Source organism: Ruegeria sp. BB10 (assembly GCF_056535725.1).
In genome coordinates this window covers 1,222,728-1,248,330 of the sequence record NZ_JBQFIW010000001.1, presented here as the reverse complement: position 1 = coordinate 1,248,330, position 25,603 = coordinate 1,222,728, and the positions used below count along the sequence as shown (strand labels likewise).

The following is a 25,603-nucleotide window of genomic DNA, read 5'->3' as shown; positions in this document are numbered from 1 at the left end:
TCTTCAAGCCCTTGCAAGGCATTCATCTCCACCGTTGGGGTGCCGCGTCCTCAGGCCCGATGGGCCATCGTCCGCAGCAAAAGCGCCAAGCGCCTATTCCGCCGCGCGGGGCGGGGACATGGCGACCACGCTTGAGGCTTTGGTCGAGCTGTCCTTGGGAGGTGTTTGCAACTGAGCCGACAGTTCGGGTAACAGCTCAAACAGCTCATCCCGCAGGCGGGCCAGTTGTGACTTGGCGATGGTTTCTTCCATTTCGACATCGCGCGTCCATTGGCGCAATTCGTTCTGGATCACCTGGGCTTCTTCGAGACGCTTCTGGAACAGCTCAATCTCTTCCTGACGTTGTTGTAGGAAGGTTCGGGCGCGATTGATCCGCACGTCGCCATAGGTTTCGGCCAGTTCGTGGCTGATCTGGCTCATCTGTGCGGCCAGTTCCAGGATTTCGGGCTCGAGTGTCTGTAGGTCAGGGTGTTGGCGCAGAAAGGCCATACGTTCTTTGACCGCGTCAAACTCGGACGACATCATGAACAGACCGCCACGGTCCGCTGCGTGGGCCATTTGATAGGCGTCTGATATGTCGTGCATGTTCAGGGCAAATTTGCGGTGATTGTTTTCCAATGCCATCATTCGGGCATTCGCTGGCAGATAGAATGCCAGCATGAGAATCAGAACGGTCAGACCGATCTGGATAAACATCCCGGCGTCTTGCACTGGCCCACCGCCGAAACCGGCTTGCATGGATAACCAGGGCAATACGCCTAAGGCAGACAATAATGTGGTTGAAACGGCAAGCAGGGCTGCCGCGCAAATGAGGAAAAAAGTCAGTCTTAAAAAGGCATTCTGAAATTGCAATGTAATGTTATGGAGGGCAGTCATGTTCGACGAACTCCTTCTAGAACCGGTACACACCAGGCCCAAGCGGAGAGCATCCAAAACACACAGATTGATCCGCTACGGACCCGAAAACTACAAATTGTCACTGCTCGAAATACTAAGATGATACTCAGATGAGTGTTTTCAATCAATTAGCTATGAGGATTTCGTGATCTGCGTGTCATTTCGGTAATGTGGCCCAACGCGAGCGAGGCCAGAATGCAGGCCGTGAACAGGTAAAGTCCCCATGCAGTTTCGATGGTCGCGTAGGAAATTCCCTTGGCCAGCGTGATGTAAAGCGCGATTAGAAAAATGTCGGCCATGGCCAGTTTGCCGAGGATGTTCAGCGCGGGTTGGACGCGGGCATCAAGCAGGTCCCACTGTATCAGGGCGGTGCCGATGGTTTTGATGTAAGGCGCGACAAGAGCGAAGATGGTGACGATCAGCGCCAGAAAGACGTCCGATTTCCACAGCGATTGCAGGCCGGTGATGACGCTGATTTCCGACAAACCAAAGATCGGCAGCAGACCGGCACGCATCAGCGGGGCAAACCATGCGATGGGGTAGAGGATCAGGAGCGAGAGGGTGGCGAGGCGGAGTATCATGGTAAAATGCGGGAAGTAAGAAAAGCAAACCTATTGCGATACTACCAAAGTCAAACTCCCGCATACTTCCAGACCAACTTTTTGGAAATTCCTTCGGACGTTGAAACCTAGGAGAATGAATAGTACCCCGACACCCATATCCAACAATGGGTCGTCGAGCTTATTCATCAGAAACGACATAACGAAAGCAACGACCACCAAAACAACGAGCCCCAGACCAGTCTGAAACGGAGACGTTTCCATTGCCGCTTCGGAGTACTTTTCTTCAGCGCCCCAGCCAAACTTTTGCCTTCTGAACGCGGCGATGGCGTCTGTGTAGTTTTCACCGGAGTCAGAGGTTTGTTTGAAACCGGGAATAAGGCCGGACAATATAATGCCAAGACCAAACAAATAGGAAAAACCAATCTGTTTAATGAAAGTCGCCAGGTCGCCAAATGTCGTAACTTCGATCACCGCACTGCCTCAATCGGCCCCTCTGCACTCCCACTGATGAACTGCTCTACATAAGGATCACCCGACGCATCCATCTGACTCACTGGGCCGGTCCACTGGATGACGCCTCCGTGCAGCATGGCCACGTTGTCGGCAATCGCGCGGACGGAACTCATGTCGTGGGTGATGGTCATCGCGGTGGCGCCCATCTCGGTAACGATCTCGCGGATCAGATCATTGATGACGCCGGACATGATCGGATCAAGACCGGTGGTGGGCTCGTCAAAGAAAATGATCTCGGGCTCGGCGGCAATGGCGCGGGCGAGGCCCACGCGTTTTTGCATGCCCCCGGACAGCTCGGACGGAAACCGGTCGGCCACGTCGGATTTCAGACCCACGCGGCGTAGTTTCTCGATAGCGATTTCGCGGGCGTATTCCGGCGGGCGCTTCAACGGTCCGCGCAGCAGGCGGAACGAGACATTCTGCCAGACGGGCAGCGAGTCAAACAGGGCAGCGCCCTGAAACAGCATCCCGAACCGGGCCAGAAACTTATCCCTATCGCCTTTGGCGGCGTCTTTGCCATCCACATAGATCATACCGCTGTCGGGTTTGATCAGGCCAAGGATACATTTCAGCGCCACCGATTTGCCGGTGCCCGAACCGCCGATGATGACCATCGAGGTACCCTTGGGGATCTCAAGGTCCATGCCCTGCAGAACCCGATTGTCCCCAAAGGCCTTTTGTACGTTCTCCATCCGGATCATAGCGAGAAGAACACCCCTGTCAGAATGAAGTTGGTGGCCAGAATCATGATAGCAGCAGATTCGACCGAGGATTTGGTGGCGCGGCCCACACCCTGCGCACCGCGGCCCGAGTTCATGCCGTAAAAGCAGCCCATGACCGCCGCGATCAGGCCGAAGGCTGCGCCCTTGGCCAGCGACGACATGATGTCATGGGCCTCAAGGAAATTGACTGTGTTCAGCAGGTAGGTCGCCGGATTGAAACCCAAATTTTGGGTCGCAACGACATAACCGCCCGCGATGCCAATGATATCTCCGATCCCGACCAGTAGCGGCACGGTAATCAGCGCGGCCAGAACGCGCGGGGCCGTCAGGTATTTCATCGGATGAGTGGACAGGGTGACCAGCGCGTCGATCTGCTCGGTCACTTTCATGGTGGCGATCTCGGCTGCGATGGACGAGGTCACGCGGGCGGCGATCATCAGGCCCACCAGCACGGGGCCCAGTTCGCGCACCATACCGATGGCAACGATCTGCGGCACCACGGCCTCGGCGTTGAAGCGAGCGCCGCCAGCGTAGATCTGCAGCGCCAGCGCGCCACCAGTGAAAATGGCGGTCAGGCCGACGACAGGCAGGGACAGCCAGCCGATGTTCATCAGCGCGACGATAAATTCGCGTGGGTAGTAGGGCGGACGAAAAATGTGCGAGATCGCATCAATCGTAAACAGCGCGACTTTGCCAAAGGTGGCAAACAGCGCCAGGACCGCGCGGCCCAACCCACCCAGCAGAGAAAGAGGATTCATTCCACGTAACCCCGTGAATAACGCGCGCCAAGCGAAGTGAGGATTTCATACCCGATGGTGCCTGCGGCCTCGGCCAGGTCATCGACTGTCTGGTGACCGTTCAGGATGCGCAGGCGTTCTGGGTCTTCGGGCAGGTCAGTGACGTCAATGGTGACAAGGTCCATCGATATGCGACCGACCACAGGGCAGGGTTGGTCCCCGGCAAATGCGTCGATACCGCCGCCAATGGCCCGGTGCAGCCCGTCCGCATACCCTGCGGCCACGGTTGCGATTCGTGATGGGCGTCGGGCAACCCAGCTACCGCCATAACCGACGGTTTCACCAACTTCGACCGCGCGCACCTGAATGACGGGCAGATCGACGGTTACGACGGGCTTGGCGTCGGCAAATGGCATGCCGCCATAAAGACCAACGCCCGGACGGCAGAAATCAAAGTGGAATTCCGAGCCCATCAGCGTGCCCGCCGTTGCCGCCAGCGACCGTGGTGCGGTGACACCATCGGTCATATCGCGGAAGGTCTTTAGCTGTTGACGGTTCATCGGGTGGTCGGGCTCATCCGAGCAGGCCAAATGCGATATGACCGCCTGTGGGTTCTGGCTTTCCATCTCAGACCTAAGCGCGGCCCAATCGGCGGGCTCAAGGCCCAGACGGTTCATTCCACTGTCCAGTTGAACTCCGAATGGGTGACTCGGCATGGCCTGTTGCAGGCGTTTGAACTGTTCCGGAGAGTTGATCAAAGGAATCAGGTTGTCAGCAAAGTGCAGCCCGTTGTCACCTTCCATGAACCCTGAGAAGACAAAAATCTGGGGTTCGGGGCCAACGGCTTTGCGCACGGCGGCGCCTTCTTCTGCGGCGGCGACAAAGAACTTGCGAACGCCTTGTTCGGCCAGGGTCGCAGATACCGGTCCGGCACCTAGGCCGTAGGCGTCAGCTTTGACCACGGCGCCGGTCTCGACATCCGTTTTTGCATTGAGCGCCCGCCAGTTGCTGGCGAGCGCCTGAAGATTGATCGTTAAACGTGCGGTACTCATGGTGCTGTTCATGACATTGGATTGCGGCAGGTCAAGGGGGTAGGCGGCAATTCTTGTGCATATCGCGGTGTTCCTACGCAGCTTCTGGCCGGTATCGCAAGATCATGGCTAAAAAAGGCTCGGACAAGGGCAGCCGAACTCTCGTCATTGTGTCCGACCTGTGATCAACTCGGCGCATGAAACGGGACCGTTGATCCATCTGAAAGGGGCCGTAATGCTGAACCTGACCGCCGACTACCGGGCTCGGGCTGCCGAACTGCCCGGCTTGTTTCTGGACGTCTTCACCGCCTCAGAAGGCGAAGGAGAGGGGCGTGCGGTTGCTGCTTTGGTGGATGACCTGCTGCTTTCAACACGCGATGGAGATCTTTTGGGCGTTTTGGCTTTGGACGACCGCAATCTGGCAGGTTGCATCCTTTTCTCGCGGCTCTGTTATGATCAGGACCCACGCCAGGTCTTTCTGATGTCACCGGTGGCCGTGCGCGCCGACAGGCAAAAGTCGGGCATTGGTCAAAAACTGATCGGTTTTGGATTGGAACAACTGCGCCATAACGGGGTTGATTTTGCAGTGACTTACGGTGATCCGGCATATTATTGCAAAACCGGGTTTCAACCGATCGCACAAACATTCGCACAACCGCCCATGCCGCTGAGCATGCCACATGGTTGGCTTGGACAATCCTTGAATGGCGACGATGCGCCGCTTATGGGCCCGTCCCGCTGTGTCAGCGCATTCAATAAGCCTGAGATGTGGTAGGTCAGTAGCCTTCGATCTGGCCGTCCTGTTGCCAGGGTTTGACCAAGTTACCGAACCGGGTGAACTGAGCCTCGAACGACAGCTCGACCGTGCCGATGGGGCCGTGACGCTGTTTGCCGACGATAACTTCGGCTTTGGCGTGCAGGCGCTCCATGGCCTGTTTCCACTCTTCCATCTTTTCCAGCTCGTGATCGCCGGGTTTTTCGCGTTCCTTATAATATTCCTCGCGGAACACGAACATCACCACGTCGGCATCCTGTTCGATCGAGCCCGATTCCCGCAGGTCAGACAATTGCGGGCGCTTGTCGTCGCGGTTTTCGACCTGACGGCTCAGCTGTGACAGGGCGATGACCGGGATGTTCAGTTCTTTGGCGATGGCCTTCATGCCCATCGAAATTTCGGCAATCTCGTTGACCCGATTTTCGGCCATGCCACGGCACAGCTGCAGATAGTCGATGACCAGCAGGTCCAGCCCATGCGTCCGCTTCAACCGCCGCGCGCGGGCGGCCAACTGAGAGATCGGCAGGGCCGGGGTGTCGTCGATGAACAAAGGGCAGGCTTCCAGATCCTTGGCCGCGTCGACAAAGCGGCGGAATTCGGATTCCGTCATGTCACCCTGACGAATTTTGTGGCTGGAAATCTCGGAGGCTTCGGCCAGAACCCGGCCCGCCAATTGCTCGGCACTCATCTCAAGCGAGAAGAAACCCACAACGCCACCGTCAATCGCGCCTTCGGTGCCATCCGGCTTGGTGCCGCGCTTGTACGCCTTGGCCACGTTGAACGCCACATTGGTCGCCAACGAGGTTTTCCCCATCGACGGACGACCCGCAAGAATAATCAAGTCGGACGGATGCAGCCCGCCCAACTGTTTGTCCAGGTCGGCCAGACCGGTAGAAATTCCCGCCATGCCACCACCACGTTGATACGCTTCGTTGGTGACGTTGACGGCTTCTGTGACCGCCTTGAGGAAAGATTGGAAACCCTGTTCGGTCTGGCCCTGCTCGGATAACTGATAAAGTTGCTGTTCAGCCTCGACGATCTGTTCTTTGGGCTCGCTGGATACATCCACCCGCGCCGCCTTGTCAGAGATATCCCGACCCAGCCGGATCAACTCGCGGCGAATAGCCAGGTCATAGATCATCTGGGCGTAGTCATGCACAGCAAACGCGCTGATCGAAGCCCCGGCCAGTTTCACCAGATAGGCGGGGCCGCCCAGTTCCTTCAGACCTTCATCTTCGGCCATGAAGGATTTCAGCGTGACGGGCGAGGCCAGCGCATTCTTGGCGATGCGATTGGCCGCAACCTCGTAGATACGGGCGTGGACCGGATCATAGAAATGTTCGGACCCGATGATCGAGGCCACCCGGTCATAAAGATCGTTGTTGGTCAGGATCGCACCCAGAAGCTGTTGTTCGGCTTCAATGGAATGCGGCATTGTTTCGGCGTTTTGAATCTTCGCCGCTGCCTGCTCGATGCTGCTTATCTCGTTCATTTTGTCCCCGCTGCCCACGGTGTTCTTACACGCGACACCGGCGTGTCGGCTATCTGGAAATACTTGTGGGTAACTATGGGTAACGCCTTGGGATAAGTTTTGAAGACGCCATAGTTCCAGAATGGATTTGGTCTATTATGTAGGATATCGCGCAGATGTCACTATATATTGTTTCCCCAAAGCCGATTCTCAGACGTTTATCCCCATGTAATCCACAGCAAGTTTACGTGGATTTATTCGCATCCTGCCACTTGCGCGGGTCGTTCAGGAAGGCCTCGACACCATCAAGTGTTTCTTGGTCAAAGGCTTTCTGCGCTTTGGCCTCTGCCAAAACATCCCACCATGTGCAAAGTTGATGCAGCTTCACGCCGTGATCGCCCAGCGTTTTTTCGGTTTCGGGGAAAATACCATAGTAGAAGATCACCGCCGTATGCCCGCAGGTCGCGCCGGTTTCACGGATCGCATCCACAAAGGACAGCTTCGAGCCGCCATCGGTGGTCAGGTCCTCGACCAGCAATACACGCTCACCTTCGCTCATCGCACCTTCGATACGAGCGTTGCGGCCATAACCTTTCGGTTTTTTGCGCACGTAGGTCATCGGCAACGCCATGCGTTCGGCGACCATGGCGGCAAACGGGATGCCGGCTGTCTCACCACCTGCGATGTTATCAAACGCCTCAAAACCCGCATCACGCATTACGGTGACCGTCAGGAAATCCATCAAGGTCGAGCGGATGCGCGGGTACGAGATCAGCTTGCGACAATCGATATAGGTCGGGCTGGGCAGGCCCGAGGCCAATGTGAAGGGTTCGCGAGAGTTAAAGTGGACGGCCTTGATCTCCAGCAGCATCCGCGCGGTCAGGCGGGCGATTTCGGTGCTATCGGGGAAAGAGCTGGGGATCATGGTGCAACCTCGGGACAAAATGACATTGCGGGCTGATAGCCTGTCCTTTGGGCCAGAGTCGAGAGGGCTGAGCCGCAAAAGAAAAGCGGACCCGCAAGAGGTCCGCTTTGCGCCCTTGCGGGCCGCGCAGGCTAAGGTGGGCTTAGCTGCTCATATCATAGGCCCGTTCACCGTGTACCGACAGATCTAGCCCGTTTGTCTCGGTTTCTGCGTCTACGCGAAGCGGGGTGATAAGTGCAACCAGTTTGATCAACACAAAAGTGACAACTGCCGTAAAGGCACCCACAATCACCAGCCCGCCAATCTGGGCAGTCCAAGCGCCCAAACCGAATACGGCGATCATCAGCGTGCCAAAGATGCCGCCCACGCCATGAACGGCAAAGACGTCCAGCGTGTCGTCGATCTTGGCGATGTTGCGGATGACGTTGACCGCCTCCTGACATAGGACACCTGCGACTGCACCGATGATTAGCGCCTGCACCGGATCGACATAGCCCGAAGCCGGAGTAATCGACGCCAGACCAGCGATTGTGCCGGTGACCAGCCCCACCATCGAGGCTTTGCCGTATTTGATGCGTTCGTACAGCGCCCATGTCAGTGACGCGGTCGCCGCCGAGATATGCGTGACAGTCATCGCCATCGCCGCACCACCATCAGCGGCCAATTGCGAGCCGCCATTGAAACCGAACCAGCCGACCCACAGCATCGCGGCACCAATCATGACAAAGCCGGGGTTGTGCGGTGGCGTCGTGCGATTGCGGCGTGGTCCAAGTGCAATGGCGATGATCAGTGCAGCCAGACCGGCGGTTTCGTGGACAACGATGCCACCCGCAAAGTCGCGGACACCCACCTCACCAAGAATGCCACCATCGGTCAGCATGCCGCCGCCCCAAATCCAATGCACCACGGGCGCGTAGCACAGCAACATCCACAGGGCTGAGAATGTCAGGACAAACCCAAACCCCACACGTTCGACATAGGCCCCAACGATCAGGGCTGGGGTGATGATGGCAAAGGTCATCTGGAAGGCAAAAAACAGGACTTCTGGCAGGGTGCCCGACAGGCTGTCGGCGTCGACACCGTTCAAAAACGCTTTGCCCAGCCCGCCCCAAAGGCCCGACCCACCGTCGCCAAATGCGATGGAATAGCCTGCGACCAGCCACAGGATGCTCATCAAACAGGCGATGCTGAAACAGTGCATGAAGACGCTCAGCACGTTGCGGGCGCGCACGAGGCCGCCGTAGAACAGGGCCAGGCCCGGCAATGTCATGAACAGGACTAGGGCGGTTGCCACTATGATCCAGGCGGTATCGGCTCCATTCATTAGCCGGTCTCCTTTTTTGCGTCTTTTACGTGCGTGGAAGGGGTTGAAGCCGACAGCAGTCGCGGAAAAAAGAGGCAGACGCGGTTTTAGCGCCTGATTAACGGGCTTTTGGCCAAGCGGTGATAAAACAGGCACCCGATGGTGCTGGATGCCCAATAATTAAACAACTTGGGAAAGGTGCGTTGGCGCAGATCTACTGGCGTCATTGGGGAAACCGACGTGTAAGCGGGTGTCAGGCTCGCCAACGTATGACCCATTCGAAAGCGACCTGCGCTAAGGGATTGCTTGTCTTGGTTGAAAGCGGCTTCTAAAGTCGGTTGCGACGACAGGAGGGGCCGGAATGACGGTGGAGTTGGCAGGACCACGCATCCAGAATTTGGATAAAGTCCTGGAGGGCATCAGTGACATTCACGGCACAGGCTTGTTTGCGCGGTCCGATATCCAAACTGGTGCTGTTCTGGGGTATTTAGACGGCCAAATCGTCGATTATGATCGTCATCCCACGGTTCGCGATCTGGAGTGGAACGGGGTTGGCGGAAGCAAGGTTCTCTGCCGCCCATTTGCCACCCAATACGCTTTGATTAACCATTCGTTTACCCCCAATCTTTCAATACTCAGAATCGATTGGGCCATTGTGGCCTGTAAGGATATTTGTGAAGGAGAAGAATTGACGCTTGATTACCTCGAGCATGGCGTGCCCGAAACCTATCTAAATTCTCCACACGGAAATTACCTGCGTAACAATTGAAAATATGTTCACTCATCATCTTATTCATCCAGTGCATCTGGAAACCGAAACCCGTATCCGGCTGTCCTCTGTCATTCGATAAATTGTCCCTTCAAGACCAGTGCTTTGCGGTAAAACGGCCGAGGAGATCTCGGAGAACAGGCTTAACGCAAACCATACTGATGAATTACACGCATTCTCTGGCAACGCCTTCACAAAAAGTCTGACTGAACTGCGTCGCAATGCCTGCCTTGAGTGGGATCTGTCGGATCTGGTGACATCCCCGGAACCCCATTGCGACGCGTGGTATTTCAAACTCCTGCTGATGGTTTCTGGTGATATGTGTCTGGTCTATGGCGCGAGTTTCTAGGATCTTGCGCACTTGCCCGAAAACCCGCGGCCTTACTACCGCGACCACACGCTTCCCGAAGTTTCAGAACTGGTCGACGCATTGGTTTCCGTTTTGCAGCTTCGCGTTGGATCGCGGCTTGAGGCTGATCTGGACACATCCATTCAAGTCGTCCTTGGTGGGGTGGACACGGCACCATTCCATGAACGCCTTTCGAAGTTGTTCGAAGAGGAAGGGCTGGTATTGGAAGATTGCGAGATGTCGGCGGCAGAAAATGGGGATTGGACCATCTACGGAGGCTGGAGTTATTCCGCCATCGTTCGCAAAGACCTGGCCGAGGAATTCTATTTCGTTGCGCTGATGTTCAGGTTGCAGCTGGACTGGATCAAAGCGCGCCGTATTCGCAACAAGATCGTCAATACTGCGGATGAGCGCGCCGAATCCTATCACGGAAGCAAAATTGGCGAACTCAATACCGCCCTGAATGAGTTGATCTTTTTCCTACAGGTGGCCCGCCAAAGGCGGGCTGATTACCAGGCGAACCTGAAACCTGGCTTGCCCGGTGTTACGATTCGACCAACACGCGCTGGCAAATCGAAGATAACTTTGACAGCCTTTACAAAGCGGCCTGTGATTTTCGGAATTATGTCGGTTTTATCAGCGACGAAAAATCCAAGCTGCAACTCGAGATTCAGTCAAAACTGCTGTACTTCATCGCTGGTCTGGACACATTGGCGATATCCTCTTTTGCAATGACGTTGCTGTCTTTTCGGCGCGGTGACAGCCCTATGTTGCCCAGCTGGATTCACCAATATGGCCCAAAGCTGCTGTTGTTTCTTGTGGCGTCGAATGTCGTTCTTTTGCTGGTGATTTTCGTGCTGGGCTTCATTCGAAAAAGATAGGCAGTTTTGGCGCCACATTAAGAAAATGCGCCAAGCCCTTGTGCCAGCAGTGCCAAAGCATGATCTCGCGCGGCCACGCGCACGTTGTCCCGACCCAATGCACCAAATTCGACGGTCTCGGTCAGCGTGGGATGGCCTTTCGCGGCCATCCCAAAACAAACCCGGCCTTCGGGTTTGAATTCAGAACCGCCAGGGCCCGCGATACCGGTTACGGAAACCGCCAATTGCGCGTCGGAGTGCGCCAGGGCACCGTCCGCCATTTCACCCGCAACCTGTTCCGAAACCGCCCCATGTGCGACCAGTGTTTCGCCCTGAACCCCCAGCATTTGCTGTTTCGCGGTGTTCGTGTAGGTGACAAACCCACGCTCGACTACGGCTGAACTGCCGGGGATATCGGTCAGCGCCGCCGCCACCATACCGCCGGTACAACTTTCGGCTGTGGCGATCATCACGCCCTTTGATTTGGCGCGGTCGAGGATTTCGGCAACGGTCACAGGCCCAGAACTCCGTGCGAGATACCGGCGAGGATCAGAACTCCGACCCCGGCGAGGATACCGGCAATGACATCGTCCAGCATGACACCCATTGCGTCGTCGCGCCGGTCGGCCCAGCCAACAGGGCCCAGTTTGGTGATGTCGAACAAGCGGAACAGCACGAAGCCGGCAATCCAGCCCGGCCAAAGTGCCGTGATTTCAATCCCGTGTGCCCAGGAGGGATAGGAAATTGCCCAAAGCGCGATGAACTGCCCGGCGACCTCGTCGATGACAATCTCGGACGGATCGTGATTGTCCTGGCCCGCTGTCATCACGCGTGCGGCCCAGAGACCGCCAAAGAACGCGGCCAGTGTGGCGATTACCAACAGCGGAAAGCCACCCAGTGTATGCAGAACCCACGCCAGCGGCAGGGCGGCCAGTGACCCCCATGTGCCGGGCGCAGGTCGCAGATAGCCCACGCCGCAGACGGTTCCGATCAGTTGCGCGGCGGTCATGATTTCACCAGACAAGCTGTGGCGAGTGAGGCAATCCCCTCGCTTCGGCCAGTGAACCCCAGCCGTTCCGACGTCGTTGCTTTGACCGAGACCTGATCCGCGCTCAGGTCCATGATCCGTGCCATCTCGTTGCGCATGGCAGGCGCATGGGGGCCGATTTTGGGGTATTCGCAGACCAGTGTGCAGTCGACGTTCGAGATTTTGTAGCCCATCTGCCCGGCCAGTTCGACCGCATGGCGTAGGAAAATCTCGCTGGCAGCACCCTTCCATTGCGGGTCTGAGGGGGGGAAGTGCTGTCCAATGTCGCCCTGCGCCAACGCGCCATAGATGGCGTCAGTGACGGCGTGCATGCCCACATCCGCGTCTGAATGACCTTGCAGGCCGCGATCATGCGGCACCTTCACACCACACAGGATCACGTGATCCCCGTCGCCAAACCGATGCACGTCATACCCGTTGCCCAGCCTTACATCCATATCCGTTCCCAATATGCGTTCCGCCCGGGCAAAATCCTCGGGCCGTGTGATTTTGATGTTATCCGCATTGCCCGGCACGATGGCCACGTCCAGCCCGGCGGCACGGGCGACCTCGACATCGTCGGCAGCGCCTCCTGGGTGGGCCGCGTGGGCCGAGGCGATGGCGTCATAGTGAAAACCCTGCGGCGTTTGCGCAGCGAACAGCCCGGTCCGGTCCTGAGTTCCCGTCACGATAGAACCGTCCCCGGTCCAGAGCGCATCAGTGACCGCCAACCCCGGCGCGGCAGCAGGGTGGGTTTCCAGTGCTTCCAGAACCTGTTGAATGGTCTGAAAGTCAACACACGGCCGCGCTACGTCATGGATGAGAACGCGATGCACCCCATAGGGCAACAGCACATCAAGCCCGTTGCGCACCGATCCGGCCCGGTCACTGCCGCCGTTGGCAAGGATCAAATCAGAGTTTTCGAACTCGGCCCATGCGTCCCTGTCATCTTCGGACAAGACAAGCACGATCTGGTCGACTTGCTCTTGAAATTGATCAATCGTCCAATCCGCAACGCGGCGCCCTGCCAATGGGCGCCACTGTTTTGGTGTTCCCCCTCCGGCGCGCAGGCCGCGTCCTGCGGCGACGATGATGGCGGCGGTGGTCATGGGGGCGTTCTCTCCGATGGTTTGAGGCAATCTTTAGGGTGCGGTGAATGCAGAGGCAATCACCCACGTAAAGTTGCCTAAAAAATAGGCACATGATGATTTAGCGGGCTTGAAGGTCGCCGTTTTGTTGTTCATATGCGCTCAATTCGATATCAAAGCCGCAACTGCCCAAGGATTAAGCACGTTGACTCTGCTCCTCGCTGACAAAGCCCTGAACCCGCCGGTCTTGCTGGCACCGATGGCCGGAATCACCGACCGTCCGTTTCGCGATCTAGTGATGCGTTTTGGCGCGGGCATGGTCGTGAGCGAAATGGTCGCCAGCCAGGAGATGGTTCAGGCCAAGCCTGGCGTGCGGGAGCGGGCCGAACTTTCGGCAGATGTTGAGAACACCGCCGTTCAACTGGCGGGGCGTGAAGCGCATTGGATGGCCGAAGCCGCCAGACAGGTGGCCGATCGCGGGGCGCGGGTGATCGACATCAACATGGGCTGCCCGGCCAAGAAGGTGACGAACGGTTATTCTGGGTCAGCCTTGTTAAAGACGCCGGATCACGCACTGACATTGATCGAGGCCGTTGTCGAAGCCGTTGATGTTCCGGTAACTCTGAAGACCCGACTGGGCTGGGACGACAACCTGCTGAATGCGCCCGACGTGGCGAGACGAGCCCAGGATGCGGGTATTTGTATGGTCACGATCCATGGCCGTACGCGTTGTCAGTTCTACAAGGGCAGTGCCGATTGGCGGGCGATCCGCGCGGTGAAGCAGGCGGTGTCGATCCCGGTTATCGCGAACGGGGATATCGTGGATACGGACGCCGCGCGTGTTGCGCTGGATCAATCCGGCGCGGATGGAGTGATGGTCGGGCGTGGGGCGCAGGGCAAGCCGTGGTTGCTGGCGCAGATTTGTCATGATCTCTATGGCGCAGCCGCGCCGGAAGTTCCGGCGGGTGACGACCTGATCGAAATGGTACGTGCGCATTATCAGGCGATGCTTGGGTTCTACGGGTCCGATCTGGGCCTGCGCGTCGCGCGCAAGCATCTGGGCTGGTACATGGATGAGGCCGGCACGCCCGCCACCCTGCGCCGTTCCGTTCTGACTGCGCGCGATACCGACGAGGTGTTACGCCTGCTGGGTGATGCGCTGAACACAGATGCAGAGGCGGCGGCATGACCTCGGATCAGGATATTTGGACCTCGCTGCCGGTTCCCGCTTTCATCATCAACGCCGAAGACCGGATTGCCGATGTGAATTCGGCTGGCGAAGGGTTTCTGAACGCATCGCGCAAAGCTGTTGTCGGGCATCCGGTCTGGGATCAGATTGCCGTGGATGCCCCGCTGGAAGAAGCGTTTGAGCGCGCGCGTGAACATGGCACGCCGTTGTTCGTGAACGATGTGGATGCAGGGTCGGGCAACCGGGCCCCGCTGCAATGCGCATTGCAGATTGCGCCTTTGGTCGGGCATCCCGGATCGATGATCATGATCATCTCACCGCGTGAGCTGGCCGGGCGAATGACCTTGGGCAATACGGTGAAATCCGCAGCGCAGTCCGCCATCGGCATGGCCGAGATGCTGGCGCATGAGATCAAGAATCCACTGGCCGGGATCACCGGCGCGGCGCAATTGCTCAGCATGAATATCCCGCCGCAAGACCTTGAACTAACAGATCTTATTGTCGCTGAAAGTCGCCGCATCGTTAAGTTGCTGGAACAGGTCGAGCAATTCGGAAACCTGCAACAACCTGATTTCAAACCGGTCAATGTTCATGACGTCCTCGACCGCGCGCGCCGGTCGGCGCTGCTGGGGTTTGGCGCGCATATGAAAATTATCGAGGATTACGACCCTTCGTTGCCGCTGGCCTACGGAGACCCGGATCAGTTCCTGCAGGTGGTGTTGAACCTGCTCAAGAACGCCTCGGAGGCCGCTGACCCCAAGGGCGGAACGATCCGCTTGCGCACATATTTCGAACATTCCTTCCGGTTGCGGCGCAATGATGGATCGGGCCATTCCCTGCCGCTGCAGATCGAAATCATCGACGATGGCCCGGGTCTGCCCGAGAAGATACGTGGGGATATTTTTGATCCCTTCGTTTCAGGCAAGGAAAACGGCACCGGCCTTGGGCTGGCGCTGGTCAGCAAGATCATCTCGGACCATGACGGCTGGATTTCTGCCGACTCGGTACCGGGCCGCACGGTGTTCCGCATCTCGCTGAGGCGGGCACCAAAGGACGCAATGTAAAACAAGGAGAGCACCCGATGGATGGTACAGTACTGGTTGCAGATGACGACCGCACGATCCGCACTGTTCTGACGCAGGCCCTGACGCGGGCGGGGTGCAAAGTACACGCGACCTCGTCGCTTACCACGTTGATGCGCTGGGTTGGCGAAGGCAAAGGCGACGTCGTGATCTCGGACGTGGTAATGCCGGACGGTAACGGGCTGGAGATGCTACCGAAAATCTCGCAAGATCGACCCGGTTTGCCGGTCATCGTGATCTCGGCCCAGAACACGATCATGACGGCGATTCAGGCGGCTGAGGCGGATGCCTATGACTACTTGCCCAAGCCCTTTGATCTGCCCGATCTGATGAAGAGGACCGCTCGGGCGCTTGAGCAAAAGCAACATGTGCAGTCCGAAGCGATCGATGTTTCCGAAGATCGCCCGGAAGAACTGCCCCTTGTTGGGCGTACACCGGTGATGCAGGCGATGTACCGGTTGGTCGCACGGGTGATGAATACCGATTTGTCCGTGATGATATCTGGGGATAGTGGCACAGGTAAATCATTGATTGCACGCGCTATTCATGATTTCTCGGATCGGCGCACATTGCCGTTTGTAACCGCCACTGCGGCGGACCTGCGCGATCTGGAAGGGCCCGCACGCATCATGGCGCGCGTACGTGGCGGCACACTGTTGATCGATGAGATTGCTGATATCGAAGACGAATTGCAGGCACGCATCGTGCGTATGATGGATGCGCCCGGTGATCACGTTCCGCGCTTCATGGCCACCAGCCAGTCGGACCTGACCGAAGTGATGGAGAATGGGCGGGTGCGCCAAGATCTGTATTATCGCCTGTGCGGCGCAACGGTGCATGTGCCCGCCTTGCGCGAGCGGGTGGACGACATCATCTTGTTGGCCGATCACTTTCTGGCGCGCGAAGAGCGTGAGCATGGCGCTAAACGCTGGCTCAGCCCTGATGCTGTAGAGCTGTTTCGACGTTATTCGTGGCCGGGCAATGTGCGACAGCTGGAAAACGCCGTGCGCCGTCTGAGCCTGACCAGCCGCACCGACGAGATTACCAAATCTGAGGTCGAAATGGTTCTGGGCAGCCAGCCCGAGGCCGAACCGATTCTGGGCGATGGTGAACGTGAGAAATTATCGGCCTCAGTTGCCCGTCATTTGCGCCGATATTTCGACCTACACGGAAATCTCTTACCGCCTCCGGGTCTGTATCAGCGGATTTTGCGCGAGGTCGAGGGGCCGCTGATAGAACAGGCTTTGGACGCAACCGGCGGAAATCAGGCGAAATGTGCGGATCTGCTGGGGATTAACCGGAATACGCTGCGGAAAAAGATTACAGATCTCGATATTCAGGTGACACGTCGACGCAAACTGATGTAATATCGCCACACAAATCGTGGCATCTGGGTTCTCACCCGGCAAGGACCACGACATATGGCGGTACGTCGCGCAAGCGACACATCAGGATGAGGGCAGACGGTGGCAACCCGGGCACAGAGCGGGCCGATTCCAGCGATAAATCGGTGGCGGAAATCCCGAAAACTGCGCAATTTCGGCACTTTGGGGCTGGTTCTTCTGGGCCCTGCGCTGGCGTTGTCGACCTATCTTGTCATCGGTCCTTTTGATCTGGGGGCAACGGCCCCAACGCTGCGCCTGATCCTTCTGGCAGATTTGGTTTATGTGCTGGTCGTGGCCGCCCTTGTTTTAGGGCAGGTCTTCAACCTGATCGCGGCGCGCCGGGCGAAGTCCGCGGGCTCCCGTCTACACCTTCGATTGATCGGCGCATTCACGCTGTTGGCTCTGGTGCCGACTGTCACCGTTGCGATCTTTGCGGGGTTGACGGTGAATATCGGTCTGGAAGGGTGGTTTTCGGATCGCGTGCGTCAGGTGGTGGGCTCGTCCCTGACCGCGGCCGAAGCATATGAGTTGGAACACCGGCAGGGTCTGACACAGGACGCAACCATTCTTGCGCGGTACCTGGATAATGCGCGTAACCGCGACTTTTACATTTCGGACGCGGAGTTGCGCGAAGTTCTTGCGCAAGGACAAGCGCAGATTCAACGTGGTCTGCGCGAGGCGTATGTCATTGATGGTATTGGCGAAATCAAGTCGCGCGGGGATCGTTCTTATCTATTCGATTTCGAGGCCCCTACACCTGAACAAATGATTCAGGCCACGGATGACGGCGTCCTGATCATCGCCGATTGGCAAAATAATGAATTCCGCGCGCTTGTTCCGTTGCAGGCTTATCTGGACCGGTATCTTTATGTCAGCCGCGAGGTGGATGGACAGCTATTGACGCTGCTGGACGATACCAAGGAAACGGCGCAATTCTACCAACAGTTGGAAAGCGAACGGGGCAGGGTGCTGTTCGAATTCGGACTGCTGTATCTGGGCTTTGCAGTGATCCTTATTCTGGCGGCCATGTCGCTGGGCATGTGGTTCGCCGAACGCCTCTCGCGCCCGGTGGGTCGATTGACCACGGCTGCTCAGCGCGTTGGTGCGGGTGATCTGAGTGTGCAGGTGATCGAAGAGGCCAACGATGACGAAATCGCAATGTTAGGCCGTTATTTCAATCAGATGACGCGACAACTTAAAGGACAGCGCGATACGTTACTTGAGAACACCCGCCAGATTGAACGCCGTCGGCGTTTGTTCGATTCTGTGCTTAGCTCGGTGACCTCAGGCGTGGTTGGTGTTGACCCAGATGGCTGCGTGACATTCGTGAACCGTTCGGCCGAGCGGTTGCTAGACTGGACGCGCGTGGATGAGCAGCTTGCCATCGGAATTGCGGTGCCGGAGTTCCTACCGCTGTTCGAAAGCCTAAAGGAAAGTGGGCAAGAGGCCGTGCAGGGTGAGATCAAGGTCACCCGCAAAGGTCAACTTGAAAACCTGCTGGTCCGCATGGCGACCCGCCGTGGCGAAGATGGCGGGCTTGAGGGTTATGTGGTTGCTTTCGATGATGTGACCGATCTGGTCAGTGCGCAGCGGATGGCCGCTTGGGGCGACGTCGCGCGGCGGATCGCGCACGAGATCAAGAACCCGCTGACGCCAATCCAGCTGAGCGCGGAACGGATTAAACGCAAATTCGCACGCAAGTTGGATGAAGAGGATTGCGATAGCCTTGAATCTATGACCGACGTTATCGTGCGGCAGACAAATGATCTACGGCGGATCGTGGACGAGTTTTCGAAATTCGCACGGATGCCGGAACCAGACAGGCGCGAAGAAGACGTCGTCGGACTGGTGCGCGAGGCGGTGCTGTTGCAGCAGGCCGGGCAACCGGACGTGCAGATCGATGCAACGCTACCGGATCAACCGATATTGACGGATGTGGACGCCACGATGCTGAATCAGGCTCTGACTAATCTGATCAAGAATGCCGGTGAGGCCATTGAAACACTAAAACAAAAAGGCCCACCAGATAACCTGAAGCCACAGATAAAGGTGGACGTGATCAGCGATGACGCGGGTACGGTGATTACCATCGCTGACAACGGCATCGGACTGCCCGAAGATCGGGCGCGACTGTTCGAGCCGTATGTGACCACAAGGGACGAGGGCACAGGTTTGGGCCTGCCCATCGTCAAAAAGATTATCGAAGAACATGGCGGGGCGCTCACTCTGGAAGATGCACCCGTCTTTGACGGACAGGACCATTTTGGTGCGATGGCCGTGATCCGTTTACCGGGGGGAAATCTCTCTCCGACCGCAGCGCCACAAAAGCAGGCAATTCATACAAACAAACTGAAAGCAGGCCAAAGATGAGCGACATTCTGATCGTAGATGACGAACGCGATATTCGCGAGCTGGTGTCCGACATTCTGGAGGATGAAGGCTATTCAACCCGGCTGGCTGGCAACTCGGACGAGTGCATGGCCGAAATCAATTCTGAACCGCCGGGGCTGTTGATACTGGATATCTGGCTGAAAGACAGCCGCATGGACGGGATCGACATTCTGAAGGCGGTGAAACGCGACAACCCCGACGTGCCGGTGGTGATTATTTCCGGCCATGGAAACATTGAAATTGCCGTGGCGGCGATCAAGCAAGGGGCGTATGACTTTATCGAAAAGCCCTTTAACATCGACCAGTTGATGGTGGTGATCCGACGCGCCATGGAAACCTCGCGCCTGCGTCGCGAGAATGCCTCGTTGAAGCGCAAAGAGGTCACCAATTCGGATATGATCGGCAAGTCCGCGTCTTTCCGCGCGATGCAAAGCCAGTTGGACAAGGTGACCAAGTCGAACGGTCGTGTGATGCTGAGCGGCCCTGCCGGATCGGGCAAGGAAATCGCTGCGCGATATATCCACGCGCATTCCAACCGCGCCAATGCGCCCTTTGTGACCGTGAACTGCGCCGGGGTTGAACCTGAGCGTGTGGAAGAAGTTCTGTTTGGCCGTGAATCCTCGGAACGCGGCATCGAGCCCGGCCTGTTGGAAGAGGCCCATGGCGGTGTGGTCTATTTCGACGAGGTGGCCGATATGCCGATGGGCACGCAGTCCAAGATATTGCGTGTGCTGGTCGATCAGCAATTCCAACGTGTTGGTGGGTCGGACAAGGTGCGGGTTGATCTGCGGGTAATCTCATCAACCAACCGCGATCTTGAAACGGAAATCGCCGCCGATCGGTTCCGCGAAGAATTGTATCACCGCCTGAACGTGGTGCCGATTGCGGTGCCGTCGCTGGAAGAACGGCGCGAGGATATCCCGGTTCTGGCGCAGCATTTCATTGAGATGTGTAATGAAACGCAGGGGCTCGCGATGCGTGAGATCTCGGAAGAGGCGGTGGCGCTGTTACAGACTATGACCTGGCCAGGTAATGTGCGGCAGCTCAAGAACCTGATTGAACGCGTGCTGATCCTAGGGGACGATTCTGGCCCGATCGAGGCCAAGGAATTGCCCGCCGAAGAAGAAAAGACCGACGACTCGGGTCGTGTGGTGCTATCGGGTGCGCTGGCAACCTTGCCCCTGCGCGAAGCCCGCGAGGCGTTCGAGCGGGAATACCTGCTGACCCAGATCAACCGCTTTGGCGGCAATATTAGCCGTACCGCCAGCTTTGTCGGGATGGAGCGCAGCGCGCTGCACCGCAAACTAAAATCGCTGGGGGTTGTGACCTCGAACAAATCGGGCGCGCGAGTGGCACAACTGGACGAACCGGAGCCGGCGGAATAATCCGCCGGGCCATTACCCCGCCTGACCGGGATCGATGATCTGGAACGACCCGTTGTCGAATTTCACATAGCACGATTGGGTGCCTATCGGTGGCAATGTCGTGGTGGCCGCGGCGGGCACCCGTGATTTCACGTTCTGCTTGCAAGGCGGCAGGCTGATCGGGCGAAACCCTTTTTTGGCCATGCACTGGGCCTCGACCTGATTGCGCAATCCTTGATTTGCATCGACGCTGTAAACCTGACCGGGCTGCCACCAGCCGGGCGAGCGGTAACAGCGCCCCCGCCCATCACAATAGGTGCGTCCGGGCCAATACGTGGGCGGGCTTTGACGTATCTGAGTGGCCACCGGAACCTCTTCCAGCGCCTTAACCTGGCATTGAGTGGTCTCAGCTTGAAGGCGCGTAACGCTCTCACCTTCACGATAATACAGTGAAAGGGGGCCTTCGCATGCGGACAGGACCACTAATGGAATAATCAAACGAAGTACTGATTTCATAGGCTTATCTTGCCTTAGCTTTGCCGGTATGACAATTCAATTGACCGCTTTGGGGGCATCTGTCATTCAAAGATTTCAGGCAGAAGGGCCAAAAACATGAAGGTCATCATTTGCGGTGCGGGTCAGGTCGGCTGGCAGATTGCACGGCACCTTTCGGGCGAGCTGAACGATGTGACGGTGGTGGACAACAACCCTGACCTGGTGCGTCGCGCGACCGAAACGCTGGATGTGCAGGGGATTGCAGGGTTTGCCAGTTATCCGGACGTGCTGGAGAGGGCAGGCGCCCGTGACGCCGACATGATCATTGCCGCGACCCATTCGGATGAGGTGAATATGGTCACCTGTCAGATGGCGCACTCCATTTTCTCGATCCAGCGCAAGATCGCGCGCTTGCGTTCGAAATCCTATCTCGAGGCGATCCACTCGGACTTGTTTCGTCGCGATCACCTGCCCATCGACGTGGTGATCAGCCCTGAGCGCGAGGTGGCCGCCGCCGCCATGCGCCGCCTGTCCGCACCTTCGGCCTTTGACACGGAAATGTTTATGGATGGTAAAGCCCAGTTGCTGGGCATCCGCATCGAAGAAGACTGTCCCATCATCAATACGCCGCTACGGCAACTGACAGATCTGTTTTCAACACTCAGCTCTATTGTCGTGGGGGTTCGGCGCGACGGCAGCCTGTTTGCACCGGAATCCGAGGACCAGTTGTTCGTTGGCGATGAATGTTATGTCTTCAGCAATGTTCAGGACGTTGACCGCACGATGGAGGTCTTTGGCAAGACACAAAAGAAACAGGACCGCGTTGTGATCGTCGGTGGTGGCAATGTCGGGCTTGAGGTTGCGCGCACGCTGGAAGAGCGTGAAAGCCGGGTGCGCGCCAAAATCATCGAACGGGACCGCAGCTGCGCCGAACACGCCGCTGAAGCATTGGAACGAACGATTGTTCTGAATGGCGACGGGCTCGATGCGGCCCTGCTGCGCGAGGCCGGGATCGAACGGGCCGATGCGATGCTGGCGGTTACCGATGACGACCGGGCCAACATGCTGGTCGCTGTGCGCGCCAAATCCGAAGGCTGTGCGCTGGCGATTGCGTTGATCAATGATCCAACAATGGTGGCGCTGATGGGCCCGCTGGGGATCGATGCTTATATCAACCCGCGTGCCACGACCGTCAGTTCAATCCTGCGCCACATTCGCCACGGGCGGGTGCGGCAGGTCTATTCCATTGGGGATGCCGAGGCCGAGGTGATCGAGGCCGAGGTGTTGTCGACCTCGCCGCTGGCCGGTCAAAAACTGCGCGACATTGATTTCCCCGAAGGCGTTCTGGTGGGTGCTGTACGCAAGGGGGATGAGGTGCTGCGCCCCACTGGCAGTCTGCGGATCGAGGAAAAAGATGTCGTGGCGATCTTTGCCATGGCCAAGGATGTGCCCGAGGTCGAGCGGTTGCTGCAGGTTTCGATCGATTTCTTCTGATGATGCGCGCGCGAACACAGCAGATCGGTTTGGTGCGGCGCTTGCCGCTGTTCCTGTTGATCTGGGCGGTGTTTTCGCTGTCGATGTGGGTGCCGGCGATCTATGCGCTGGCGCTGGATGATCATGACACGTCGCGGTCGTTCTTCTATTCCGGTTTGTTGGGGCTGTTCGTGGTGGCCTCGGTCGGGTTGGCGTCATCGAACCGGGTGCCGCGAAGGGGCACATTGGGGCAATTGGCGGTGTTGTTGGGGTGTTTTACGGTACTGCCCTTGTTTCTTGCCATTCCGCTGCACGATGCGTTGGGCAATACCACTTTCTTGAACGCCTATTTCGACATGGTCAGTGCGCTGACAACCACGGGCGCTGACATTTTCCCAGACCCTGATCGCCTTACGGCCCCGCTGCACCTTTGGCGGGCGCTGGTGGGGTGGATTGGCGGCTTACTGATGTGGATTTCGGCGGCCGCGATTCTGGCACCGCTGTCGTTGGGCGGGTTCGAGGTGACCGCACGTGGGCAACCCGGCCGTCCGGTCTCTGGTGTTGCACAAAGTGAAAAGGTCGATCCGCGTGGACGATTGATCCGAGTGACTCGCACGCTGACGCCAGTTTATACAGGTCTGACGGCGGTGATCTGGCTGTTGCTGCTGATCGCAGGCGAGCAAGGACTGACCGCCATCTGTCATGCGATGTCCACAATGGCTACGTCCGGAATCTCTCCGGTCGGTGGGCTTGAGGGCGCACAGGCTGGTTTCACGGGTGAGGCGATCATATTCTTGTTCCTGTTCTTTGCCCTGTCCCGACTGACCTTTTCCACGGATACCGCCACCACCGGGTATTCGCGGCTGGACAAGGACCCAGAGTTTCGAATTGGTCTGCTGATTGTCATCGCCGTTGCAACGCTTTTGTTTTTTCGTGTGTGGGCGGGCGTCAATGAAATCGGCGGGACACTGAGCCCGATTGATGCGGTGTATGTGTTCTGGGGTATGGTGTTCACGGCACTGGCTTTCTTGACAACGGCCGGGTTCGAAAGCGCCAACTGGAATGATGCACAGCAATTGTCGGGGCTGGGGACGCCCGGCCTGATCCTTATGGGGCTGGCCCTGATCGGCGGGGGAGTCGCAACCACGGCGGGCGGCGTCAAACTGCTGCGGGTATTCGCTTTGTACCTGAACGGAGCGCGTGAGATTGACCGGCTGATTTACCCCTCATCGGTCAGCGGCGTAGGGGGTGGTAACCGACGCATTCAAAGTGACGGAGCCTTTATCGCCTGGATCTTTTTGATGATGTTCGCACTGACGGCCGCCTTATTCAATCTGCTGCTGGCGATGATGGGGGCAGGGTTCGAACAGGCCATGGTCCTGACCGTTGCGGCGCTTAGCACGACGGGTCCGGTGATTGAACTGGCCACGGATATTCCCATCCGACTTGTGGACCTGTCACTTGGAGCCAAACTGACAATGTGTGCGGCAATGGTGATCGGGCGGCTGGAAACACTTGCGATCATTGCCTTGATTACGCCAACCCTTTGGCGCGATTAAGCTTCGGCATTCCAGAATTGACTGATTTTTCATCTGGAATATCTGTGCGCAGCACTCCATACTCCTGCGGAGGGAGCGCGTTGGTCCGCAGCGCGTAGCAAGAACAATGGCGAGATAATAAAATATGGCTTCGGACAGACAGAATCTGCAGGACGCGTTCCTGAACAATGTACGGAAAGCAAAGGTCCCGGTCACAATATTCCTGATCAACGGTGTGAAATTGCAGGGTGTGATCACCTGGTTCGATAATTTCTGTGTGCTGCTGCGCCGCGACGGACAGTCGCAGCTGGTCTATAAGCATGCGATTTCGACCATCATGCCGTCGCAGCCGATCAGCCTGTATGAGGGCGAAGACGCCTCTTGATGGAACACGATAGGACGCGCACCCGGGCTTGGGTGCTGCATCCGGAAATCAAATCTGATGAACAGCGCCGCGTTCCCGAACCAGCGCTGGACGAGGCGGTGGCGCTGGCAGCCGCTTTGCCCGATTTGGATGTGATCGGGTCTGAAATTGTGCGCTTGCAACGCGCCCAGCCGGGGTTGCTGTTCGGCAGCGGCAAGATCGAGGAACTGGCCGAGCGGCTTCATGACAATGAAATCGAATTGGTTCTGATCGACGGGCCGGTTTCACCCGTACAACAGCGCAACCTTGAGAAGGCTTGGAAGGTCAAAATCCTCGACCGAACCGGCCTGATCCTTGAGATTTTCAGCGACCGCGCCCGCACCCGCGAAGGTGTGTTGCAGGTCGAGATGGCGGCGCTCAGCTATCAACGAACGCGGCTGGTGCGGGCCTGGACACACTTGGAACGTCAGCGGGGCGGATTGGGGTTTGTGGGCGGTCCCGGTGAAACCCAGATTGAGGCCGACCGCCGTGCGATTGATGAGCAACTGGTGCGTCTGCGGCGGCAGCTGCAAAAAGTTGTCAAAACCCGCACGCTGCACCGCGCTGCCCGTGCCAAGGTACCGTATCCGATTGTGGCCCTCGTGGGCTATACAAACGCCGGGAAATCCACACTGTTCAACCGTCTGACCGGGGCCGAGGTGATGGCCAAGGATATGCTGTTTGCCACGCTGGACCCGACCATGCGCCGCGTTGAGTTGCCCGACGGTCCTGAGGTGATCCTGTCGGACACGGTGGGTTTCATCTCGAACCTGCCTACCGAACTGGTCGCGGCTTTCCGGGCGACACTCGAAGAAGTTCTGGGCGCCGATATCGTTGTCCACGTACGCGACATCAGCCATGAGGAAACCGATGCACAGGCGCAGGATGTCGAGGCGATTTTGACCTCGCTAGGCGTCGACGAAGAACGCCCCCGGCTGGAGGTGTGGAACAAGATCGACTTACTGAATGGCGACGAACGCGAGGCCGCGTTTAAACGAGCTAAACGTGATCCGTCGATATTCGCCATTTCGGCGGTAACCGGCGAAGGGGTAGACCCTCTGCTGGCCGAGATTGCAACCAAGCTGCAGGGTGCGCGACACGAAGAGATACTGTCTTTGGGATTCGCCGAGGGCAACAGGCGCGCCTGGCTGTTTCGACAGGATGTCGTGCGGTCCGAAAAGCAGACCGAAGACGGGTTCGAAATCACTGTATTGTGGACGGACAGGCAGGCGGCGCAATTCGCCGGGATTTAG

Annotated in this window: 25 protein-coding genes; 12 read left to right on the top strand and 13 right to left on the bottom strand. The window is 57.7% G+C overall.

From position 1 onward, the window contains the following. Positions 1-93 precede the first annotated feature (93 nt). The 6 genes from ACR3EP_RS06210 to alr all read right to left on the bottom strand — a co-directional run bounded on the left by ACR3EP_RS06210 (position 94) and on the right by alr (position 4,484). On the bottom strand, positions 94-696 hold the full coding sequence (locus tag ACR3EP_RS06210) for a DNA repair protein (RefSeq protein WP_226688372.1): 603 nt from the start codon (positions 694-696) through the stop codon (positions 94-96). Positions 697-1,025: 329 nt separating this feature from the next. Continuing rightward, positions 1,026-1,478, bottom strand: a complete 453-nt coding sequence (locus tag ACR3EP_RS06205) for a paraquat-inducible protein A (RefSeq protein ID WP_480636865.1) — start codon at positions 1,476-1,478, stop codon at positions 1,026-1,028. A gap of 30 nt (positions 1,479-1,508) precedes the next feature. Then, entirely contained in the window at positions 1,509-1,931 is a 423-nt protein-coding gene (locus tag ACR3EP_RS06200; protein ID WP_480636864.1) for a hypothetical protein, read from the bottom strand. Continuing rightward, positions 1,928-2,674 (bottom strand): ABC transporter ATP-binding protein, encoded by a 747-nt coding sequence (locus ACR3EP_RS06195; protein WP_480636863.1) that lies wholly within the window; start codon positions 2,672-2,674, stop codon positions 1,928-1,930. The genes ACR3EP_RS06200 and ACR3EP_RS06195 overlap by 4 nt, the downstream gene beginning before the upstream one ends. Beyond that, the gene (locus tag ACR3EP_RS06190) at positions 2,671-3,453 is read right to left on the bottom strand and encodes an MlaE family ABC transporter permease (protein ID WP_170348900.1); all 783 of its coding nucleotides are present in this window, start codon (positions 3,451-3,453) and stop codon (positions 2,671-2,673) included. Before ACR3EP_RS06190 ends, ACR3EP_RS06195 begins: the two co-directional genes overlap by 4 nt. After that, positions 3,450-4,484, bottom strand: coding sequence for an alanine racemase (gene alr, locus ACR3EP_RS06185; RefSeq protein WP_480636861.1), 1,035 nt, complete (start codon positions 4,482-4,484; stop codon positions 3,450-3,452). The genes ACR3EP_RS06190 and alr overlap by 4 nt, the downstream gene beginning before the upstream one ends. A 190-nt stretch (positions 4,485-4,674) precedes the next feature. Here alr and ACR3EP_RS06180 point away from each other — a divergent pair, with 190 nt between their 5' ends. Further along, a complete protein-coding gene (locus ACR3EP_RS06180; protein WP_480636859.1) occupies positions 4,675-5,238 on the top strand; it encodes a GNAT family N-acetyltransferase in 564 nt (187 codons plus the stop codon). Between the two features lies 1 nt (position 5,239). On the opposite strand, the gene ACR3EP_RS06175 is transcribed toward ACR3EP_RS06180, so the two are convergent. From ACR3EP_RS06175 to ACR3EP_RS06165, 3 genes are all read right to left on the bottom strand, one after another. Further along, a complete protein-coding gene (locus ACR3EP_RS06175; RefSeq protein ID WP_170348898.1) occupies positions 5,240-6,730 on the bottom strand; it encodes a replicative DNA helicase in 1,491 nt (496 codons plus the stop codon). Between the two features lie 223 nt (positions 6,731-6,953). Beyond that, a complete protein-coding gene (locus ACR3EP_RS06170) occupies positions 6,954-7,634 on the bottom strand; it encodes an orotate phosphoribosyltransferase (protein WP_480636858.1) in 681 nt (226 codons plus the stop codon). A gap of 142 nt (positions 7,635-7,776) precedes the next feature. Further along, entirely contained in the window at positions 7,777-8,958 is a 1,182-nt protein-coding gene (locus ACR3EP_RS06165) for an ammonium transporter (RefSeq protein ID WP_170348896.1), read from the bottom strand. Positions 8,959-9,298: 340 nt separating this feature from the next. Here ACR3EP_RS06165 and ACR3EP_RS06160 point away from each other — a divergent pair, with 340 nt between their 5' ends. Together ACR3EP_RS06160 and ACR3EP_RS06155 are read left to right on the top strand one after the other, a co-directional pair. Next, positions 9,299-9,706 carry an SET domain-containing protein-lysine N-methyltransferase gene (locus tag ACR3EP_RS06160; RefSeq protein WP_480636856.1) on the top strand — a complete coding sequence of 136 codons (408 nt, stop codon included), beginning with the start codon at positions 9,299-9,301 and terminating at the stop codon, positions 9,704-9,706. 361 nt (positions 9,707-10,067) lie between these two features. Further along, positions 10,068-10,790 carry a hypothetical protein gene (locus ACR3EP_RS06155; protein ID WP_480636855.1) on the top strand — a complete coding sequence of 241 codons (723 nt, stop codon included), beginning with the start codon at positions 10,068-10,070 and terminating at the stop codon, positions 10,788-10,790. Positions 10,791-10,953: 163 nt separating this feature from the next. Here ACR3EP_RS06155 and ACR3EP_RS06150 read toward each other — a convergent pair whose 3' ends face one another. From ACR3EP_RS06150 to ACR3EP_RS06140, 3 genes are read right to left on the bottom strand one after another with little or no spacing between them, the layout of a single operon-like run. Beyond that, the gene (locus ACR3EP_RS06150) at positions 10,954-11,430 is read right to left on the bottom strand and encodes a CinA family protein (protein ID WP_480636853.1); all 477 of its coding nucleotides are present in this window, start codon (positions 11,428-11,430) and stop codon (positions 10,954-10,956) included. Continuing rightward, positions 11,427-11,924: a phosphatidylglycerophosphatase A family protein gene (locus ACR3EP_RS06145; protein WP_480636851.1), complete on the bottom strand. Its 498-nt coding sequence runs from the start codon at positions 11,922-11,924 to the stop codon at positions 11,427-11,429. The genes ACR3EP_RS06150 and ACR3EP_RS06145 overlap by 4 nt, the downstream gene beginning before the upstream one ends. Further along, positions 11,921-13,051, bottom strand: coding sequence for a bifunctional 2-C-methyl-D-erythritol 4-phosphate cytidylyltransferase/2-C-methyl-D-erythritol 2,4-cyclodiphosphate synthase (locus ACR3EP_RS06140; protein WP_480636849.1), 1,131 nt, complete (start codon positions 13,049-13,051; stop codon positions 11,921-11,923). Before ACR3EP_RS06140 ends, ACR3EP_RS06145 begins: the two co-directional genes overlap by 4 nt. Before the next feature lie 184 nt (positions 13,052-13,235). Here ACR3EP_RS06140 and dusB point away from each other — a divergent pair, with 184 nt between their 5' ends. The 5 genes from dusB (at position 13,236) to ntrX (ending at position 20,462) form a co-directional block, all read left to right on the top strand. Then, positions 13,236-14,219 carry a tRNA dihydrouridine synthase DusB gene (gene dusB, locus ACR3EP_RS06135; protein WP_480636847.1) on the top strand — a complete coding sequence of 328 codons (984 nt, stop codon included), beginning with the start codon at positions 13,236-13,238 and terminating at the stop codon, positions 14,217-14,219. Continuing rightward, on the top strand, positions 14,216-15,283 hold the full coding sequence (locus ACR3EP_RS06130) for a two-component system sensor histidine kinase NtrB (protein ID WP_170348889.1): 1,068 nt from the start codon (positions 14,216-14,218) through the stop codon (positions 15,281-15,283). Before dusB ends, ACR3EP_RS06130 begins: the two co-directional genes overlap by 4 nt. A 17-nt stretch (positions 15,284-15,300) precedes the next feature. Then, positions 15,301-16,668 carry a response regulator gene (locus tag ACR3EP_RS06125; protein ID WP_480636845.1) on the top strand — a complete coding sequence of 456 codons (1,368 nt, stop codon included), beginning with the start codon at positions 15,301-15,303 and terminating at the stop codon, positions 16,666-16,668. Positions 16,669-16,767: 99 nt separating this feature from the next. Next, the gene (locus ACR3EP_RS06120) at positions 16,768-19,056 is read left to right on the top strand and encodes a sensor histidine kinase NtrY-like (RefSeq protein ID WP_226688379.1); all 2,289 of its coding nucleotides are present in this window, start codon (positions 16,768-16,770) and stop codon (positions 19,054-19,056) included. Further along, positions 19,053-20,462 (top strand): nitrogen assimilation response regulator NtrX, encoded by a 1,410-nt coding sequence (gene ntrX, locus ACR3EP_RS06115; protein WP_170348886.1) that lies wholly within the window; start codon positions 19,053-19,055, stop codon positions 20,460-20,462. The genes ACR3EP_RS06120 and ntrX overlap by 4 nt, the downstream gene beginning before the upstream one ends. A 12-nt stretch (positions 20,463-20,474) precedes the next feature. Here the strand turns inward: ntrX and ACR3EP_RS06110 are convergent, their stop codons facing one another. Then, positions 20,475-20,957, bottom strand: a complete 483-nt coding sequence (locus tag ACR3EP_RS06110; RefSeq protein WP_480636842.1) for a hypothetical protein — start codon at positions 20,955-20,957, stop codon at positions 20,475-20,477. 96 nt (positions 20,958-21,053) lie between these two features. Here ACR3EP_RS06110 and trkA point away from each other — a divergent pair, with 96 nt between their 5' ends. The 4 genes from trkA (at position 21,054) to hflX (ending at position 25,603) form a co-directional block, all read left to right on the top strand. Next, positions 21,054-22,430 carry a Trk system potassium transporter TrkA gene (gene trkA, locus ACR3EP_RS06105; RefSeq protein ID WP_480636840.1) on the top strand — a complete coding sequence of 459 codons (1,377 nt, stop codon included), beginning with the start codon at positions 21,054-21,056 and terminating at the stop codon, positions 22,428-22,430. Next, positions 22,430-23,968: a TrkH family potassium uptake protein gene (locus ACR3EP_RS06100; protein ID WP_170514529.1), complete on the top strand. Its 1,539-nt coding sequence runs from the start codon at positions 22,430-22,432 to the stop codon at positions 23,966-23,968. Before trkA ends, ACR3EP_RS06100 begins: the two co-directional genes overlap by 1 nt. A 124-nt stretch (positions 23,969-24,092) precedes the next feature. After that, positions 24,093-24,332, top strand: a complete 240-nt coding sequence (hfq, locus tag ACR3EP_RS06095; RefSeq protein ID WP_010440340.1) for an RNA chaperone Hfq — start codon at positions 24,093-24,095, stop codon at positions 24,330-24,332. Further along, positions 24,332-25,603, top strand: a complete 1,272-nt coding sequence (hflX, locus tag ACR3EP_RS06090) for a GTPase HflX (protein ID WP_226688380.1) — start codon at positions 24,332-24,334, stop codon at positions 25,601-25,603. The genes hfq and hflX overlap by 1 nt, the downstream gene beginning before the upstream one ends.